We start from the raw sequence: 17,268 nt of genomic DNA, 5'->3' as shown, positions 1-17,268 counted from the left end.
TCGACGGGTGCCGAGCCGTGGGTACCACCGGCAGCGCCGGGCGCATGGCGGTGCAGATCGCCAAGCGGTTCGGCGCGGCGCGGGTGATCGCGGCCGGGCGTGACGCCACCCGGCTCGCCGCGCTGACCGACCTGGGCGCGGACGAGGTGGTGGCGTTCGACCAGGCCGAGCGCGCCGCCGACGTCGACGTCGTCATCGACTACGTGTGGGGCGAACCGTCCGGCCGCGCGATGACCGCGATGGCGACCGCCCGCCGCGACCGCGGCGCGCCGCTGGACTGGGTCCGGGTCGGCTCCGTGGCCGGCCAGACCGCTCCCGTCCACGCCTCGCTGCTGCGCGCGGTCCGGTTGCAGTTGTGCGGCAGCGGCAGCGGCATCGGCTCGGTCCCGGCCCGCGACTTCCTCGCCGAGCTGCCGGAGCCGCCGCCGCCGTGCACACGGGCGGGATCGAGGTGCGGGCACGTCCGGTGCCCCTGGCCCGGGTCGCCGAGACCTGGCACGTCGAGACCGACGACCGCGTCGTCCACGTCCCGTGACGGCCGCGATTTGATCAGGCCACCAGGCCGTGCCGGTAGGCGTAGACGACGGCCTGCACCCGGTCGCGCAGGTCGAGCTTGGTGAGGATGCGCGACACGTAGGTCTTGACGGTCTCGGGGCTGAGCACCAGGGTCGCGGCGATCTCGCCGTTGGACAACCCGTCCGCGATCAGGCGCAGCACGTCCAGCTCGCGCGAGGTCAGCGCCACGTCGTCCGGCGCGCCGGGCACGGGTCGGATCCGCTCGGCGTACCGGCCGACGAGCTGCCGGGTCACCTCGGGGGCCAGCAGCGCCCACCCCGTCGCCACCGTGCGGATGCCGTGCAGCAGTTGGGCCGGCGGGGCGTCCTTGAGCAGGAACCCGCTGGCCCCCGCGCGCAACGCCTCGTAGACGTACTCGTCCAGGTTGAACGTCGTCACCACGAGCACCTTCACCGGGTCGGCCACGCCCGCGCCCGCCAGCAGGCGGGTGGCCTCGATCCCGTCGAGCACCGGCATCCGGACGTCCATCACCACCACGTCCGGGCGCAGCCGCACGGCCAGGTCGACCGCGGCGCGCCCGTCACCGCACTCGCCCACCACTTCCAGGTCGGGCTGCGCGTCGATGATCGTCGCGAACCCCGTGCGGACCAGCGCCTGGTCGTCGCACACCAGCACCCGCACCGGCGCGGTCACGACGGGCTGCCCGCGGGGATGCGGGCGCGCACGACGAAACCGCCGTCACGCCCGCCCGCGCTGAACTCGCCGCCCAGCACGCCGACCCGCTCGCGCAACCCGGCCAGGCCGCGCCCGCTGCCACCGGGCGACGCGGCACGGGCGCCACCGCCCTCGGTGCCGACCTCCACCACGATCTCGTCCTCCCCGTGGCGCACGCGCACCGTCGTCCGGCTGCCGTGCGCGTGCTTGAGGGCGTTGGTCAACGCTTCCTGCACCACCCGGTACGCCACCACCTTCGCGCTCCCCGCCGGTGGCACGCCCTCCTCGGTGAACTCCACCGGCTGCCCGGCCCGCCGGGCCTGCTCCACCAGCGCGTCCAGGTCGCCGACCGACGGCGTGCGCGGATCGGCGTGGTGGTCGGGGTCGAGCAGGTCGAGCAGGTGCCGCAGGTCCGAGATGGACTTGCGGCCGGTGTCGGTGATCGCGGTCAACGCCTGGTCCAGCCGCTCGGGTGCCGCCGTGAGGTACCGCGCCGCCTCGGCCTGCACGACCATCGCCGTCACGTGGTGGGTCACCACGTCGTGCAGCTCGCGGGCGATGCGGGTGCGCTCCGCGTGCCGGGTCGCCTCGGCCACGTGCCGGCGGCGCTGCGCCTCCCCCTCGCGGGACAGCCGCAGCCACGACCCGATCGCCCACGCGGCGGCCAGCGCCAGGTAGAACGTCACGAACCCGGCCACGCCCTCGGTGGACCCGTGCCGGTCGAGCGCGACGGCCAGCGGCACGTACGCCGCGGAGGCCAGCACGGCGGCGACGTGCCGGTGGCGGTCCAGGTGCAGGCCCGTGCTCAGCAGCGCGATGGGCAGCGCGGTGCCCGCGACCGTGTGGTAGCCGAGCAGCTGGTCGGCCGCGAACCCGGTGCACACCAGGACCAGGCAGGCGAACGGCCACCGCCGGCGCACCACCAGCGGCAGGCACTCCAGCGCGACCACGACCGCGGCCAGCGCGTCCATCGGCCGGGTCGGCAGGTCGCCGAGCTGCGTGCCGCGGCTGTGCAGGGCGGGCACCAGCGAGGCGAGCGCCAGCGCCAGCGCGAGCGGGACGTCCCGGACCGTGACGTCGAAGCGGCGCCACAGGTCCGGGAGCTGCCGGTGGCCGATCACCCGGCGAGCGTAGCCGCGGTGGCGCGACGGCGACGCGGTGGCACCAGGTTGCCGCGCCGCTTGGCCAGCCACAGGAACGCGACCGTCACGACCACGCCCGCCAGCACCGAGTACGCGCTCGCCTCCGGACCGAACTCGCCGCCGCTGAGCAGGAACGGGCCGGACGTGACGCCGTCCAGCAGTCCCTGCGGCGCGTCCGTGCCGGAGACGCTGGTGCTGAAGATGCCGCCCTGGGCGAAGTTCCAGCCGAAGTGCACGCCGATGGGCACCCAGAGGTTGCGCGTGGCGGCGTACGCGGCGGCCAGCATGAAGCCCGCCTCGACGGCGATGGCGATCCCGCTCCACAGCGTGGCGTTGGCGTTGAACAGGTGCGCCGCGCCGAACAGCAACCCGGTGAGCACGAGCGACGCCCACGTGCCGAGGCGTTGTTCGGCGATGCGGAACAGGATGCCGCGGAAGAGCAGCTCCTCCACCACGACGGCCGCGGCCGTGAACCCGAACAACGCCACCGCACCGGCGGGCGAACCCCAGCCCAGGATCCGGTAGCCGCCGAGGAACGCGATGTTGGCGATGACGGCGGCGAACATGCCGAGGCCGATCACCAGCCCCCGCCCGAACGCCGGTGCCGCGCCCGCCACGTCCACCTCGACCGGTGCCCGGTGCTCGGTCCGCCGCACCGCCCAGGCGTACACGAGCAGCGACAGCACCGCCGTCGCGAAGCCGGACACCAGGGTGAGGGGCACGTTCCACCCCGCCGCGCCGGTGATCGCGCTGCCGCCGAACGCGACCAGCGCGACCGCCCCGAACTGCACCAACAACCGCATGACCCGTCCTCCGTGGGATCTCCGCGACCCGATGCGCCGCGGTTGCCCGAAACGCTAGGGAGTCGGCCGCCGGAAAACGTCACCGCGCGGTGGACACCTGCGTGTAGCTCGCACGGGGGACAACACCCGCCGAAGGTCGCGGGGATCCGGGAGAACGGACGCCGGTCACGCGAGGTCGATCGCCACCGGGACGGCGCGGCCGAGCGTGTGGCCCACCGGGGAGGAGGCGACGACCTTCGCGTGCAGCGCCTCGATGTCCTCGCGCGGGGCGGCGGAGGCGATCCTGACCGCGGCGGTGATGGTGTCGAAGCCCGCGTGCCCCTCGGCCAGCCCCAGGAACACCCGCAGGTCGATGTCGCCCTTCAGCTCGATGCTCAGCTCGTCGATCTCGATGCCGGCGAGGGTGGCGTTCGCCGCGTACCCCACGGCGAGGCAGTTGCCCAGCGCGCTCAACAGCTGCTCGACGGGGTTCGGCGCGGTGTCCGTGCCGCCCAGCGCCGACGGCTCGTCCGACGGCGTCGGGTCGAACCCGCGCACCCGCGCCTGCGACCGGAACCCGCCCTGCCACGCCACGCGCGCGGCCCAGGTGGTCGCCGCCTTGCCCGGATCCTCCTGGATGGCGGCGACGAGGGTGCCGATCGACTGGGTGTCGACGTCGTTCAACGGGTGCTGCACTTCGACGGTCATGGCGTGTCTCCTGGTTCGGTCGACGGGACGCCCGGCCAGGATGCCGCCGACGACCACCGCACCGCGCGGTGTGCCGCAGTGTGGGAGGCGCTGACAACCGCGGCCGGCTCTGGTACCGGAGCGGGTCGCTACTCCCCCGGGGTGGCGCGGAAATCCCCGGCGGGCGCGTCGGCTCCGAAGAACGGACCGGTGGCCAGGTGCGCGCCGGCCCGCCGCCACCACTGCGCCTGAGCCGCGGTCGTGACGCCGGAGACCGACACGGTCGCGCCCGTGTCGCGCAGCGCCGCGGTCAGGGCGGCCGCGTAGCCCGCGTCCACACCGGTACCCAGGTCGGCCCAGCGCGCGGCCACCCGGATCGCGTGCGCGCCGACGTCCCGTGCGGCGGCGAAGTCGTCCGGGCCCAGGGCGAAGTCCTCCACCGCGATCCGCACGCCCATCTCGGCCAGCACGCCGAGGTTGTCCACCGCCTCCGACGTGGTCACGACCCGCGCCGGGAAACCGAGCACCAGCTCGTCCGCCGCGAGGCCGCAGCCGTCCAGGGCGCGCACCACCCGCGGCACGAGGTCGGCGTCGCACGCCTGGTGCGCGGTCAGCGCCGCGGTCAACGGGGAGGTGAAGCCGTTGCGCCGCCACCAGGCGACCTGGCCGCCCGCCACGCCGAGCAGCCACTCGCCCAGCGGCAGCACGAAGCCGGTCTTCTCGGCCAGCCGCACGCACCGCTCGTGCCCGACCGGACCGTCCGGCCGGTCCCAGCGCAGCACCGCTTCCACGCCACCCGCGCCGCCGTCCGCGAGCCGCACCACCGGCCGGTAGCGGGCGGTGATCTCGCCCCGCTCCCACGCGCCCGGCATGCCGATCGCCAACTCCTGCCGCGACCGCTCCGCGAGGTCGTGGACCGGGTCGAACACCTCCCACTGCCCGCGCCGCCGCGTCCTGGCCCGCCGCAACGCCTGGTCGGCCGCCCGCAGCAGCTCGACCGGGTCGTCGTCGCGCCCGCCCCGCACGACGCCGATCGACGCGGACGGCGCCACACCGCGCCCGTCGACGTACAGGGGTTCGGCCAGCTCCTGGTTGACCGCGGCCACGATCGTGGCGATGTCGGGCGTGCCGGCCGTGCTCTCCACGAGGACGCCGAACTCGTCGCCGTCGAACCGGGCCACCATCGCCTTCTCGCGCGCCACCACGGACTTCAGCCGTCGCGCGACGTGCACCAGCAGCCGTTCGCCCGCGCGGCGGCCGAGGCTGTCGCACAGCAGGCCGAACGCGTCGAGGTCGAGGTGCAGCAGCACCAGGCCGTGCACGGGGTCGGCGCGCCGCACCGCGCTCTCCAGGTGGGTGCCGAAGAACTGCCGGTTGGGCAGGCCGGTGAGCACGTCGTGCAGCGCCTGCCGGTTCAGCTCGTTCTGCAGCAGCATCAGCTCGGTGCCGTCCTCGACGACCACGACGAAGTGGCTGGACGCGCCGGCGTCACCCACCAGCGACGCGGTGAGCGAGATCCGGGCGACGTCGCCGTCGGCGCGCAGCAACCGCTGCGACTGCCGGACGCGGTCCTGCCGCCCCTCGACCACGGCCCGCATCGCCTCGCGCAGCATCCCGACCGTGTAGGGGTGCACGAAGTCGAACAGGCTCGCCCCGGTCAGCTCCTCGGCCGTGCGGCCCAGGATGTCGCCGATCGCGTCGTTGGTCCGCACGAGGCGCCCGTCCAGGTCGGCGATCGCCACGCCGCTCGCCGAGGACGTGACGACCTCGTCGAACCGGGCTTCGCTCTCCTTGAGGTGCCACTTGGCGTCCCGCACGGACTTGAGCAGCGACAGCTGCAACCGCTCCTGCTGCTCGAACACCGCCCGCCGGTTCGCGGTGAGGAAACCGGTGGCGAGCGCACCGATCCCGAGCGCCACCCGGTGCGCGTGGCCCGACCGGAACTCCGGCAGCGCCGGCAACCCGCGCCCGAGGACGTCCACGGTGCGGCGCAGCCCGTCCTCGCCGACGTACCCGGTCGCGACGACGTGCTCGCCGATCCGCTCGACCGCCGCGGCGTCGAACCGGTCGGCGGTCAGGGCCGAGCACAACGCGTCGAGCTGGGCGCGCAGTGCGCTTTCCAGCTCGTCCTTGGTCAGGGCGGTCGGCGCGACGCCGCTGAGCAGGTAGGTCCACTTGCGGGCGAGGAGGTCACGCGCGCGTGCGCCGTCCGGGGTGGCCGGTCGGGGCTCGGGCGCGGGTGCGGGCTGCGACATCGGTTCGGTCCTGCGTTCGCTGGAGTTGCGCGGCAGCCCGCCGGCCGGGGGCCGGCCGTGAGCGCGTCGGTCGGTCGCACGACCCCGTGCGCCGACGGTGGGGTCACGGCTTCCGGGCGACACCGCCGTAGATCACCATGTTCATCTCCGGGGTGTCGGAGATGTCACCGGGTCCGCCGGGCCGCCACGCCGCACACCCGACCAGGCCCGGCTCGACCAGCTCGAAGTCGCCGAACAGCGCCAGCACCTGGTCGTGCGAGCGCTCGGTGAGCTGGTCGGCGCTGCGGCTGTCCTTGATCAGGTCCGTCACGTCGGTCAGGCGCTCGTCCTGCTGGTCGGCGGTGACGTGGGTGATCGCCAGGTGGCTGCCGGGCGCGAGCGCGTCGCGGTAGGTGGCCATCAGCCCCCACGGGTCGGCCTCGTCGGGCACCCAGTGCAGCATCATCAGCACCAGCAAGCCGACCGGCTGGTCGAAGTCGATCAGGCGGCGGGTCTCCGGGTGGCCGAGGATCGCCGCGGGGTCGCGCATGTCGGCGTGCACGATGGCCGCGTGGTCGTTGTCGGCGAGCATCAGCTCGCTGTGCGCCACCGCGATCGGGTCCTTGTCGACGTACACGACCCGGCACCGCGGGTCCACGGCCTGAGCCACCTCGTGCACGTTGGCCACGGTGGGGATGCCGGAGCCGATGTCGAGGAACTGGGTGACGCCCTGCCCGATCATGTGCCGGACGACCCGGCCGAGGAAGGCGCGGTTCACGCGGGCCGCGGAGCGGGCGTCGGGCATGACGCGCTCGACCTGTTCGGCCAGCGCGCGGTCGACCGCGAAATTGTGCGCGCCGCCGAGCAGGAAATCGTAGGTGCGAGCCATGCTCGGCACCGAAATGTCGACGCTCGGGGGAATCCACTCCGTCTGCACCACTGCGAACACCCCTTCGATGGAGGGCATCATCCTAACCACCCGGTTCCCCGGCGTCTTTGGGCCACCGGAGCGTGCATAGTCACCCGAACGGGCACTGTCGACGTCACCCGAACGGGTTCTATCGTGGGCCGTTCCCTTCAACCAGGCGAGGAGCGGACATGTCCGTCCCGGTCGCACCGGGCCGCCTTCCCCTGCTCGGCCACACCGTGTCGATGCTGCGCCGACGACAGTTGTTCACCGCATTATTGCGGAAACACGGCGATGTGGTCCGAATTGACCTCGGCACGATGCCCACCTACTTTGTGACGAATCCTCTATTGGTCCACGAACTGCTCGTCGGCAAGGGGTCGTCAGTCAGGAAGGGCGCGTTGTTCGACAGGTTCCGGCCGATCTTCGGCAACGGGCTGGCCACCTCCGACGGCGAGTTCCACCGACGCCAGCGCCGGATGGTGCAGCCCGCCTTCCACCGGCTCCGCGTCAGCCGCTACGCCGACACCATGGCGCGCGTCGCGGCCGAGTGGACCGCCGACTGGCGCCCCGGGCAGGTGCGCGTGGTCGAGGAGGACGCCCAGGCGCTGGCCGTCACCGTCGTGGGCGAGGCGCTGTTCTCCACCGAACTGGGCAAGCGCGCGGTCGAGGAGATCCGCCGGTCCCTGTTCACCGTGCTCAAGCAGGGCATCGTCCGGGCGGTGTCGCCGTCGTTCGTGGAGAAGCTGCCCCTGCCGGCCAACCGCGCGTTCGACGACGCCATCGCCCGGATGCGCGCGATCGTGCTGGAGGTCGTGCGCGGGTGGCGGGAGGACGGCGTGGACCGCGGCGACCTGCTGTCGGTGCTGATGACCGCCCGCGACCCGGACACCGGCGCCGGCATGTCCGACGACCAGGTCTACGACGAGGTCATGACGCTGCTCGTCGGCGGAGTCGAGACGACCGCGCTGGCGCTGGCCTGGGCGTTGCACGAGCTGGCCCGCAACCCCGAGGTCGAGCGCCGCGTCCACGCCGAGGTCGACGAGGTGCTGGCGGGGCGCACGCCGACCTTCGCCGACATCGGCGACCTGGTCTACCTCAGGCAGGTCGTCAACGAGGTGCTGCGGATGTACCCGGTGTGGTTCCTGATGCGGCGCACGCTGGAGCCGGTCGAGCTGGGCGACGCGGTGTTGCCCGAGGGCGCTGAGGTGATCTTCAGCCCGCACGCCCTGCACCACGACCCGGCGTCGTTCGACGACCCCCACCGCTTCGACCCCGACCGGTGGTCGCCCGAACGCGCCGCGCGGATACCCAAGGGCGCGTTCGTCCCGTTCGGCGCGGGCGCGCGCCAGTGCGTCGGGAACCTGTTCGCCCAGACCGAGATCGCCATCGCCGTCGCCACCGTCGCGGCGCGGTGGCGACTGGTCCCCGTGCCGGGCGAGCCCGTGCGCGTCAAGTTCACGTCCGCCGCCTACCCCAGCGGAATGCTGATGACGGCGGTACCCCGAAACTGAAGTTGGAGGTCGTTCTCCGTGGGTTGGTCGCGTTTGCGCCGCATCGGCGCCGTCGTGCTGCTGGCCGCCGGGTTCTGTCTCGTGCCCGGCACGGCCGGCGCGCGGACCACGTGCGAGGACGTGACGGCGCCGGTGCGGGTCGCGCTGACCGTGCACCAGGTGTACGGGCGACTGTGCGTGCCGCAGGGCGCGACGACGGTGCAGGTGCTGGTGCCCGGTGGCACCTACAACAGCGCCTACTGGGACATCGGCTACCAGCCCGAGACCCGGTCCTACCGGCAGGCCATGAACAGGGCGGGCATCGCCACCGTGGCCCTCGACCGGCTCGGCAGCGGGCGTAGCACCAGGCCGTTGAGCGTCCTGCTCACCCTGTCCACCCAGGCCAAGGCCGTGCACGCGGTGGTCGAGTCGCTGCGGCCCCGGTTCGAGCGGGTTGTCGTGGTCGGCCACTCGGTCGGCTCCGCGGTGGCCACGACCGAGGCCGTCACGTACGGCGACGTGGACGGCGTGGTGATCACCGGGCTGAGCCACCAGATCAACCTCCCCGGCGCGGTGCCGGTGTTCACCACCCTCGTCCCGGCCGCGCTCGACCCCCTGACGGCCCGCAACGGCCTCGACCCCGGCTACCTGACCACGACCACCGGCTCGCGCCACTCGTCCTTCCACGCGCCCGGCCCGATCGAGCCGGGCGCGCTGGACTTCGACGAGGCCACCAAGGACGTCGTGACGCCGACGGAGACGGTGAGCACCGTGCTGATCAGCCAGCTCGTCCCGCTGTCGCGGCGGATCACGGTGCCGGTCATGCTGGTCATGGGTGGCGGTGACGGGAACTTCTGCGGTCCTCCGCTCGGCGCGGACTGCTCGTCCAGCGAGGCGTTGCGCGCGTCCGAGGGCCGGTTCTACGCGCCGCAGGCCCGGCTGAGCACCTACGTCGTCCCCGGTTACGGGCACTCGCTCAACTTCTCCCCGAACGCACCGGGCTACCACCGCGCGGTCGCCGAGTGGACCCACGCGATCGGTTGACATCAAGACCGGCGTTCGCGCCGGCCGGTGCCGACGCGGCGAGGAGTGCGCCGTCGCGTCGGTAACGCTCGGACAACGGCGGCTTGTCGTGACGCGGACCACGCGGTCAGCGTCAACGATGACTTGACGAAGGACCGTACTTCCGTTCCGCTGCCCACTGGCAGCGAACGTACGCGATCTTCCTCTGGAATCCCGACCAAGAAGACGACATGATCATCGCGGGTGGCGAAGCCCTCATCGACCTGGTGCCCGACCACGCCGATGGCTACCGGCCGCTGCCCGGCGGCAGTCCGGCCAACACCGCCGTCGGCATCGGCCGGCTCGGCACGCAGACCGCGCTGCCGGCCCGGCCGGCACCAGATCGACTGGGCGGGCTCCTGCGCGCCCACCTGGAGACCTCCAACGTCGACCTCGGCCTCGCGAGTCACGCGAGCACCCGCATCGCGTCGTCACCTTCGACCCCAACATCCGTCCCGCCCTGATCGGTGACGACGACGCCGTGCGCGCCCGGCTGCGGCGCTGGCTCGGCATGGTGGACGTGCTCAAGGTCAGCGCCGACGACCTGCGGTGGATCGCCCCGGACCGACCGCTCGCCGACGTCGTGGCGCAGTGGCACGGCATGGGGCCGGCGCTCGTCGTCGTCACCCGGGGCGCGGACGGCGTGCACGCCTCCGGCCCGGCCGGTCCGGTCGACCTCCCCGCCACCCCCGTCGACATCGCCGACACCGTGGGCGCGGGAGACGCCTTCATGGCCGGTCTCCTGGCGGCGCTCGACCGCGACGACCTGCTCACCCGCGCCGGTCTGGCGGCGCTGACCCGGGCCGAGCTGACCGACATCCTCGACTACGCCCAACGCATCGCGGCCATCACCTGCACCCGTCCCGGCGCCGACCCGCCATGGTTCGACGAGCTGCTCACCACCGAAGCGCACCCGGCGCTCTGACCGATCGCCCGGTGCGCGGAGGAACGCACCACCTCCCAAGCGATTCCCCCGCACGAGAAGCGAGATCGGTATGTGCAGCGTTGCCTTCACGCGATCGCTCCGACGCCGTGCCACCGCACTGACGACCGCGGCGGTCCTCGCCGTCGCCGCGCCACCGGCGCAGGCGGCCCCCTACCCCGAGTACCCCAACGACGCCACCGACTACGACGAGCCGTTCCGCTTCAGCTCGCAGGGCGGCTGGATGAACGACGTGAACGCGCCGCTGTACCACAACGGCACCTGGGAACCGGGCACGCACGACGCCACGCTGTTCTCCGGCGGCGGCTGGGGCGACCACAACAACGTCACCGGCCTCAAGACCGGGCCCGACGCGCCGATCCTGCTCCACTCCTCCAGCGGCAGCCTCGGCATCCGGGCGTACGCCGACAACGGCACGGTCCGCGTCGAGTCGCTGACGTTCCGGCGGCTGGGCAAGGCGTGGACGAGCGCGCCCAGCGGGCCGGACCAGGGCGTCGGCATGATCAAGTGGAACGGCACGGGTAAGTGCGTCGACCGTGGCGCCGCCACCGCCACGGTGAACATCTGGGACTGCTGGAACGGGACCAACCAGCGCTGGACGTTCACCGCCGCCGGGAAGATCCGGATCGGCGACGAGTGCCTGGACCAGCCGGGCGAGACCGTCGGCAACGGTGCGGTGCTGAAGACCTACCCGTGCTGGGGCGGCGACAACCAGCGGTGGATCCGCGTCGGCGCGAACCAGTACCGGACCTCGTGGTCCCAGCGCTGTCTGGACCTCGCGGGCGGTGACGCGACCAACGGCCGCCGGTTGCAGGTGTGGGACTGCGTGGGCGGGCCGAACCAGGGGTGGGGCATGCCCACCGGGTGATCCCGCGCGGTCCACTCGCGACCGACCGCGACGCGGTGCCGTCAGTGGTGGTAGGCGTGGACGACCGCGTGACCGCGACCCCGGCCGATGAGCCACCTGTTCACCGGCACCGTGACCACGAAGGCCACCGCGAACGCGAACGCGAGCGCGCCCCAGAACAGCGCGCTGCCCAGGCCCGCGTCCATCGCGCCGGGCACCACCAGCATCACGCCGTTGTCGATGATCTCCATGACGATGATGGACACGGTGTCCGCGGCCAGCGCGACCTTCAGCGCCTCGCGGAACCCGACACCGGCCTTGAGCACGCCGCGCATGGTCAAGGCGTAGCCGAAGACGAAGGCCAGCGCGATGGCCAGCACGATGGTGGCGAGGTTTCCCCAGCCGAACGCCGTGCCGATCACCATGCCCAGCACCTCGCCGATGGCGCAGCCGGTCAGGCAGTGCAGGGTCGCCGAGGCCGCCATGCCCCAGCCGACGCCCCCGCCGTGCGCCTGGTGACCCTCGTGACCGCCGCCGTGGCCATGGTGCTGCTCGTGTTGCATGTGGACTCCCGATCGCTTTATATACCCCCAGGGGGTAACCGCGAGAAGACTAGCACGTTCGCGCGCGATGTGGTCGGGACATCCATAGGTGCCGGACCCACCGCACCGGCCGCCGATCGCGATCACGGCCGGACGCCGCCCCGAGCACCTGGACCGGGGCGGCGTCCGAGGCGGTTCAAGCGCGCGTGACCGCGTAACCGGCGCTCTCGACCGCGGCCGTGATCGCCGACGCGTCCGCCGAGCCGGTGACGCTGAGCCTGCCCTCACCGAGGTCGACCCGCACGTCATCCACCCCGGACACGCCCTGGACCGCGGCGGTCACCTTGGACGCGCAGCCACCGCACGTCATGCCCTCGACGACGAAGTCGAGATCGCCGGTCGACGGGGCGGTGCCGGCCTGGACGGCAGGCGTCTCACACGTGTTGCACATTCGGGACATCCCTCCGTTCGTATACCCATCAGGGGTATGCCGCGAACCGTAACATACCCCTGGGGGTATGACGATTCCGCCGCGAGGAACCGACGACCAGTCGACACGGGCGGCCACCGACCGCCCTCCGCTACACCGTTCGCCGGGCCAGCAGGAAGCCGACCAGCGCGGGGACACCGACCGCCGCACCGGCCAGCAGCCACTGGGCGACGGTCATCGTGGTCAGCGAGGAACCGGTCACCGTGTAGACCACCGTCGCGGGCAGCACGCCCACGGCGGTGCCCAGCACGAACGCGCCGACCCGCAGACCGCTGAGCCCGGCGACGTAGTTGACCAACCCGAACGGCACGACGGGCAGCAACCGCAGGGCGACGACCGCCGGGAAGCCGCGGCGTTCGAGCATCCGGTCGACCCGCGCGACCCGACCCGTCGCGGACCGGGGTCGCACGACGTCCCGGCCCAGCCGCCGTGTCACGGCGAAGCTCGCCACCGCCCCGATCGTCACCCCGGCCACGACCACGCAGGTGCCGAGGACCGGACCGAACACCACCCCACCGGCCACGCTCAGCAACGGCTTGGGCACCAGGGCGACCGACCCGACGGCGGACACGGCCACGAACGCGAACGGTGCCGCCGCGCCCGCGCCCTCCACCCAGCCGCGCAGCTCGGCGACGTCCGGCGTGACCCCGGTGAGCACGCCCACGGCGAGCGCCACCACCACGAGCCCGAGCAAGACGAGCCGGAGCACCCCGGCCCGCACGTGGTCAGCCAAGCCCGCTCCCGTCCGAACGCCTGCCGGGCATCATAGGAAACGCGCCGCCGCACCCCTCGCACCCGTCCAGCGATGTGCGGTCACGATGAAGCGTCGGGTCGGCTCTCGACGGCCACCTTGTCGTCGGCCGTGCGCCGGGTGACGGCGACCAGGACCGCACCGGCCGGCGCCACCACCGCGGCACCGACGAACGCCGCCGAGCAGCCCTCGGTCAACGCGACCGCGTCACCGAGCCGGTCCCCGCCCCGCGAGGTGGCGACGAACCCGAGCGCCGAGCCGACCTGGTAGGTGGTGTTGACGATGCCCGAGGCGAGCCCGCCTCCCTACCGGCGCGACCCGCCGACGGCGCTGAGCGTGGCGGGGATGAACACCAGAGCCGTGCCCAGCGAGCCGGGCAGCACGTCGGCGACGAAGCTGCCGTCCGCATCCACCGTGGCCGGCACCCCGAGACCGCCCGCGAGCACGGCCAGGCCGACCACGATCAGCCGCTTGGTGCCGAACCGGCCGATCTCGACGCCCGCGCCGTCGGCGGCGGCGATCACGGAACCCGCGACCAGGGTGGTCCAGCCGGCGGCGAAGACCCGTCGCACGTCCCACAGGTCCGACAGCCGCCCGCCGAGAGGGAGCAGCCCGCCGGGCGCGACGGCGTCAGCGTTGGCAGCGCCACGGCGATGCTCGAGGTGTCCATGATGACCTGAACTGGGCCGCGGCGAGCACGACCTGTGCCCACCGACGTCCCGGGTCGGGGTTCACGACCGAGGTCCTTCCCGTCCCCGGTGGACGGTCCAACCGGGAACGAACGGCGACCGCGGTTCACGTCCTGGTCGGCGACCGGCCGGGCTCACCGCGAACGGCGGATCGCGCGGGCTCCGGAGCGGGGCGAGTGCGCCGGGCGGGGCGCGCGGGGGCGGGGCGGTGGAACGGGCACGGGGCACGCGGCTCTCGGTCGGGCGAGGACGCCGGCGCTGGTCGGCACCGCCGTCGTCCTCCGGGTCGGTCGGGTTCGGGCACAGGTCGGCGGGGCCGACGTGCGCAGATGGTCGGCGGGCGGTCATGCACCGGGCTTGCAGTAGGCTTGCAAGGACCGGGCAGGACGGTGTGGAGGTACCGGGTGCGGTTCCGCGTCTTGGGCGCTGTGGAGGCCTGGGCGGACGGGACGCGGGTCGACCTCGGGTCCCGCAAGCAGCGCCTGGTGCTGGCCCTGCTCCTGCTCGAAGCCGGTCGTCCGGTGTCGCGGGACCGGATCGTGGACCTGCTCTGGCCGGACGACCCGCCGGTGAGCGCGCGCAACACGGTCCAGGCGCTGGTGTCGAGGCTGCGCGCGGTGTTCCGGTCCGGTGGGCCGGAACTGCTGACCGAGGGCTCGGGGTACGTGCTGCGGGTCGACCCCGACGACGTGGACGTGCACCGGTTCGCCCGGCTCACCGCGCAGGCCCAGGAGTCCGACGACGAGCGGGCCGTGGCACTGCTGGACGAGGCGCTGGCGCTGTGGCGCGGCGACCCGCTGTCCGACGTGGCCTCGCCCGAGGTGGCGCGACGGCTGCTGGCGGGCGTCCACGAGGCGCGGTGGACGGCGCTGGAGGACCGCATCGACGCCCAGCTCCGGCTGGGCCGCGGCCGGGAGGTGCTGGCCGAGCTGTCCGCGCTCGTCGCCGCGCACCCGCTGCGGCAGCGGTTCGTCGGCCAGCTCATGCTCACCCTGCACCGCGACGGGCGCACCGACGACGCGCTCGACGCCTACCGCGCCTTGCGCGTCCGGCTCGCCGAGGACGTCGGCCTGAACCCCTCCCCCGAGCTGCAACGGCTGGAAGCGGCGATCCTGGCCGAGGACCCGGCGCTGGCCGACCCGGCCGAGCAGCCGCCCGAGCCGGTCCGCCCGGCCCAGCTGCCCCGCGACGTGCACGGGTTCACCGGCCGTGACGCCGAGCTGGCTCGGCTGGACGAGGCCGCGGCCGGACCGGGAGCCGGGATCTGGGTGCTCACCGGCATCGCCGGGGTGGGCAAGACGGCGCTGGCCGTGCGGTGGGCGCACCGCGTCCGCGACCGCTTCCCCGACGGCCAGCTCTACCTCGACCTGCGCGGGTTCGACGCCGACCACGACCCGCTCACCCCCGCGGTCGCGGTCACGCAGCTGCTGCGGGCGGCGGGCGCGGACCCGCGGACGATCCCGCCCGACCCGGACGGGCGGTTCGCCCTGTGGCGGTCGTTGCTGGCCGACCGGCACCCGTTGCTCCTGCTCGACAACGCCCGCACCGCCGACCAGGTGATCCCGCTGCTGCCGCCGTCCGGCACGGTCCTGGTGACCAGCCGGTCCCGGCTGGGCGAGGTGATCGCGCGCTCCGGCGCGCGGGCGCTGCCGGTCGGCCCGCTGCCGGAGGAGGACTCCCGTCGGCTGCTCGAAGCCGTGCTCGACGGTCCGGTGCCCGCGGCGGAGGCCGCCGAGCTGGCCCGGCTGTGCGGCCACCTGCCGCTCGCGCTGCGCCTGGCGGCGGCCAACCTCGGTGACGGCGACGTGCCCGGCATCGCCGAGCTGACCAGGGAGCTGGCCGACGGCGACCCGCTGACCGGGCTGAGCGTGGACGGGGCCGAGGAGAGCGCCGTGACGACCGCGTTCGCGCTCTCCTACCGCGCGGTCGGGGTCGAGCACCGGCTGCTGTTCCGGCGGCTGTCGCTGGTGCCCGGCCAGACGTTCACCGCGCGGCAGGCCGCCGTGCTCGCCGACGTCGAGGTCGGGCAGGCAGGCCGGCTGCTCAAGGCGCTGGCCGCGGCGAACCTGATCGAGCGCTACCAGCCGGGCCGCTACCGCTTCCACGACCTGCTGCGGCTGTACGCGGCGCGCCAGGCCGTCGCCGACGAGGGGCCCGCCGAGCGGGAGGGCGCGCGGCGGCGGCTGTTCGAGGACTACCTCGCGGGCGCGGACTCCACCGGGCGGCTGCTGATCCCGCACTTCCTGCGGCTGCCCCGGCCGGCCACCGAGCCGTCCGGCAGCGTGGAAGAGGCCCTGACCTGGCTGGACGCGGAATGGCCGAACGTCACCGCGGCCGTGGAGCACGCCGCCGCGCACGGGCCCCGTGAGTACGCCTGGCACATCGCGGACGCGTTGCGCGCGTTCTTCCACCACCGCGGTCACCGCACCGAGTGGCTCCACGTGGCGTCCACGGCGCTGGCCGCGGCGCAGGCGGACGGCGCGCGCCAACCGCAGACGGCGATGCACCTGAGCATCGCCCTGGCCTGCGTGAACAGCGGCCGGTACGACGAGGCGCGCGACCACCTCACCACCGTGCTGCGCGACGGGCTGGCCGACGGGTGGCCCGAGGGCCGGATCGCGGTGCTCAACAACCTCAGCGCGGTCCACCAGCGGCTCGGCGAGCCGCGGCGGGCGATCGACCGGGGGCTGGAGTCGCTGCGGCTCACCGAGCACCACCCCACCCCGCTGGGCGCGATCTCGATGGCGTTGGCCAACCTCGGGTTCGCCTACGAGCAGATCGGGGAGCTGGACGAGGCGCTGGCCCACTTCACCCGTGCGCTGGACCTGGCCGAACGGGGTGGTGCGCGGTTCAGCGTGGCGGTGCTGCTGGGCGACCTGGGCAACGTCCACCGCGACCGGCAGGACCTGGTCACGGCGGCGGAGTTCTACGAGCGGGCGCTGGCCGCGAACCGGGCGTTGGGCTACCAGTACGGCGAAGCCGCGGCCCTGTCCGGCCGCGCCCTGCTCGCCGCGGGCGCGGGACGGGGCGACTCGGCGCGCGCGGACGCGCTGGAGGCGGTGCGCCTGACCCGCCTCATCGGCGACCGCGGCACCGAGGCGTGGGCGCTGGTCTCGCTGGGCGAGGTGTGCCTGGCCTCCGGCTCGCCCGCCGAGGCGGCCGACCACTTCCGGTCCGCCCTGGACATCGCCCGCGACACCAGCTTCACCTGGTGCGAGACCGCCGCGCTGGCCGGCTTGGCCGACGCCGCACTCGCACTGGACGACCACGACGCCGCCCGGGCCCACGGCGACCGTGCCGCCGACCTGGCCACCCGCGCCGGCTACCGGTTGCTCGAAGCGCGGGCGACGCGGGCCGTCGCCGCGGCGGGGTAGCCTCGCCGGACCTGTGCGGCGGGCGTGGCCAAGCGCAGCCAGGACGGCCCGACCGCCAACCACCGCGGCCCGCCGCCACCACGTCACTCCTGTCC

18 protein-coding genes are annotated in these 17,268 nt (G+C 73.8%); 7 read left to right on the top strand and 11 right to left on the bottom strand.

Annotated elements, in window-relative coordinates; all coding sequences use genetic code 11:
* Window positions 1-17: 17 nt before the first annotated feature.
* Window positions 18-620, top strand: coding sequence for a zinc-binding dehydrogenase (locus tag LZG04_RS30195; RefSeq protein ID WP_233823250.1), 603 nt, complete (start codon window positions 18-20; stop codon window positions 618-620).
* On the opposite strand, the gene LZG04_RS30190 is transcribed toward LZG04_RS30195, so the two are convergent.
* The 6 genes from LZG04_RS30190 to LZG04_RS30165 all read right to left on the bottom strand — a co-directional run bounded on the left by LZG04_RS30190 (window position 550) and on the right by LZG04_RS30165 (window position 7,042).
* The gene (locus LZG04_RS30190) at window positions 550-1,209 is read right to left on the bottom strand and encodes a response regulator transcription factor (RefSeq protein WP_233823248.1); all 660 of its coding nucleotides are present in this window, start codon (window positions 1,207-1,209) and stop codon (window positions 550-552) included. The genes LZG04_RS30195 and LZG04_RS30190 overlap by 71 nt on opposite strands.
* Window positions 1,206-2,351, bottom strand: a complete 1,146-nt coding sequence (locus LZG04_RS30185; RefSeq protein ID WP_233823246.1) for a histidine kinase — start codon at window positions 2,349-2,351, stop codon at window positions 1,206-1,208. The genes LZG04_RS30190 and LZG04_RS30185 overlap by 4 nt, the downstream gene beginning before the upstream one ends.
* Window positions 2,348-3,175: a CPBP family intramembrane glutamic endopeptidase gene (locus LZG04_RS30180; RefSeq protein WP_233823244.1), complete on the bottom strand. Its 828-nt coding sequence runs from the start codon at window positions 3,173-3,175 to the stop codon at window positions 2,348-2,350. The genes LZG04_RS30185 and LZG04_RS30180 overlap by 4 nt, the downstream gene beginning before the upstream one ends.
* Window positions 3,176-3,340: 165 nt before the next feature.
* Window positions 3,341-3,862 carry an OsmC family protein gene (locus LZG04_RS30175; RefSeq protein ID WP_233823242.1) on the bottom strand — a complete coding sequence of 174 codons (522 nt, stop codon included), beginning with the start codon at window positions 3,860-3,862 and terminating at the stop codon, window positions 3,341-3,343.
* A gap of 128 nt (window positions 3,863-3,990) precedes the next feature.
* Complete coding sequence (locus LZG04_RS30170; protein WP_233823240.1) at window positions 3,991-6,096, bottom strand: bifunctional diguanylate cyclase/phosphodiesterase; 2,106 nt, start codon at window positions 6,094-6,096, stop codon at window positions 3,991-3,993.
* A 103-nt stretch (window positions 6,097-6,199) separates the two neighbouring features.
* A complete protein-coding gene (locus tag LZG04_RS30165) occupies window positions 6,200-7,042 on the bottom strand; it encodes an SAM-dependent methyltransferase (protein WP_267938339.1) in 843 nt (280 codons plus the stop codon).
* A 131-nt stretch (window positions 7,043-7,173) separates the two neighbouring features.
* Between LZG04_RS30165 and LZG04_RS30160 the strand changes: the two genes are divergently transcribed.
* The 5 genes from LZG04_RS30160 to LZG04_RS30140 all read left to right on the top strand — a co-directional run bounded on the left by LZG04_RS30160 (window position 7,174) and on the right by LZG04_RS30140 (window position 11,348).
* On the top strand, window positions 7,174-8,496 hold the full coding sequence (locus tag LZG04_RS30160) for a cytochrome P450 (RefSeq protein WP_233823236.1): 1,323 nt from the start codon (window positions 7,174-7,176) through the stop codon (window positions 8,494-8,496).
* Window positions 8,497-8,514: 18 nt separating this feature from the next.
* Window positions 8,515-9,519, top strand: coding sequence for an alpha/beta fold hydrolase (locus LZG04_RS30155; RefSeq protein ID WP_233823235.1), 1,005 nt, complete (start codon window positions 8,515-8,517; stop codon window positions 9,517-9,519).
* A gap of 209 nt (window positions 9,520-9,728) precedes the next feature.
* Window positions 9,729-10,001 (top strand): hypothetical protein, encoded by a 273-nt coding sequence (locus LZG04_RS30150; protein WP_233823234.1) that lies wholly within the window; start codon window positions 9,729-9,731, stop codon window positions 9,999-10,001.
* 17 nt (window positions 10,002-10,018) lie between these two features.
* On the top strand, window positions 10,019-10,462 hold the full coding sequence (locus tag LZG04_RS30145; RefSeq protein WP_233823233.1) for a PfkB family carbohydrate kinase: 444 nt from the start codon (window positions 10,019-10,021) through the stop codon (window positions 10,460-10,462).
* Window positions 10,463-10,532: 70 nt separating this feature from the next.
* Entirely contained in the window at window positions 10,533-11,348 is an 816-nt protein-coding gene (locus LZG04_RS30140) for a ricin-type beta-trefoil lectin domain protein (protein ID WP_233823231.1), read from the top strand.
* A gap of 41 nt (window positions 11,349-11,389) precedes the next feature.
* Here the strand turns inward: LZG04_RS30140 and LZG04_RS30135 are convergent, their stop codons facing one another.
* The 5 genes from LZG04_RS30135 to LZG04_RS30120 form a co-directional block, all read right to left on the bottom strand.
* Entirely contained in the window at window positions 11,390-11,890 is a 501-nt protein-coding gene (locus LZG04_RS30135; RefSeq protein WP_374202918.1) for a DUF4396 domain-containing protein, read from the bottom strand.
* Window positions 11,891-12,065: 175 nt separating this feature from the next.
* A complete protein-coding gene (locus tag LZG04_RS30130) occupies window positions 12,066-12,320 on the bottom strand; it encodes a heavy-metal-associated domain-containing protein (RefSeq protein WP_233823229.1) in 255 nt (84 codons plus the stop codon).
* Window positions 12,321-12,450: 130 nt separating this feature from the next.
* Window positions 12,451-13,092 (bottom strand): TVP38/TMEM64 family protein, encoded by a 642-nt coding sequence (locus LZG04_RS30125; protein WP_233823227.1) that lies wholly within the window; start codon window positions 13,090-13,092, stop codon window positions 12,451-12,453.
* An 80-nt stretch (window positions 13,093-13,172) separates the two neighbouring features.
* Window positions 13,173-13,307, bottom strand: coding sequence for a hypothetical protein (locus LZG04_RS42070; RefSeq protein ID WP_267938338.1), 135 nt, complete (start codon window positions 13,305-13,307; stop codon window positions 13,173-13,175).
* A gap of 108 nt (window positions 13,308-13,415) precedes the next feature.
* Complete coding sequence (locus LZG04_RS30120) at window positions 13,416-13,682, bottom strand: hypothetical protein (RefSeq protein ID WP_233823225.1); 267 nt, start codon at window positions 13,680-13,682, stop codon at window positions 13,416-13,418.
* Window positions 13,683-14,203: 521 nt separating this feature from the next.
* Between LZG04_RS30120 and LZG04_RS30115 the strand changes: the two genes are divergently transcribed.
* Window positions 14,204-17,173, top strand: coding sequence for a BTAD domain-containing putative transcriptional regulator (locus tag LZG04_RS30115; protein WP_233823223.1), 2,970 nt, complete (start codon window positions 14,204-14,206; stop codon window positions 17,171-17,173).
* Window positions 17,174-17,268: the final 95 nt, after the last annotated feature.

Source organism: Saccharothrix sp. S26 (assembly GCF_021390395.1).
Classification (GTDB): domain Bacteria; phylum Actinomycetota; class Actinomycetes; order Mycobacteriales; family Pseudonocardiaceae; genus Actinosynnema.
The sequence above is the reverse complement of the archived record's forward strand: the minus strand, read 5'-3'. Positions and strand labels throughout refer to the sequence as shown.

Bases quoted from the DNA above. Each gene is read 5' to 3' on its own strand.
- LZG04_RS30130 (WP_233823229.1), bottom strand. From the start codon at position 12,320: ATGTGCAACACGTGTGAGACGCCTGCCGTCCAGGCCGGCACCGCCCCG.
- LZG04_RS30135 (WP_374202918.1), bottom strand. From the start codon at position 11,890: ATGCAACACGAGCAGCACCATGGCCACGGCGGCGGTCACGAGGGTCAC.
- LZG04_RS30170 (WP_233823240.1), bottom strand. From the start codon at position 6,096: ATGTCGCAGCCCGCACCCGCGCCCGAGCCCCGACCGGCCACCCCGGAC.
- LZG04_RS30180 (WP_233823244.1), bottom strand. From the start codon at position 3,175: ATGCGGTTGTTGGTGCAGTTCGGGGCGGTCGCGCTGGTCGCGTTCGGC.
- LZG04_RS30140 (WP_233823231.1), top strand. From the start codon at position 10,533: ATGTGCAGCGTTGCCTTCACGCGATCGCTCCGACGCCGTGCCACCGCA.
- LZG04_RS30150 (WP_233823234.1), top strand. From the start codon at position 9,729: ATGATCATCGCGGGTGGCGAAGCCCTCATCGACCTGGTGCCCGACCAC.
- LZG04_RS30160 (WP_233823236.1), top strand. From the start codon at position 7,174: ATGTCCGTCCCGGTCGCACCGGGCCGCCTTCCCCTGCTCGGCCACACC.
- LZG04_RS30165 (WP_267938339.1), bottom strand. From the start codon at position 7,042: ATGCCCTCCATCGAAGGGGTGTTCGCAGTGGTGCAGACGGAGTGGATT.
- LZG04_RS30175 (WP_233823242.1), bottom strand. From the start codon at position 3,862: ATGACCGTCGAAGTGCAGCACCCGTTGAACGACGTCGACACCCAGTCG.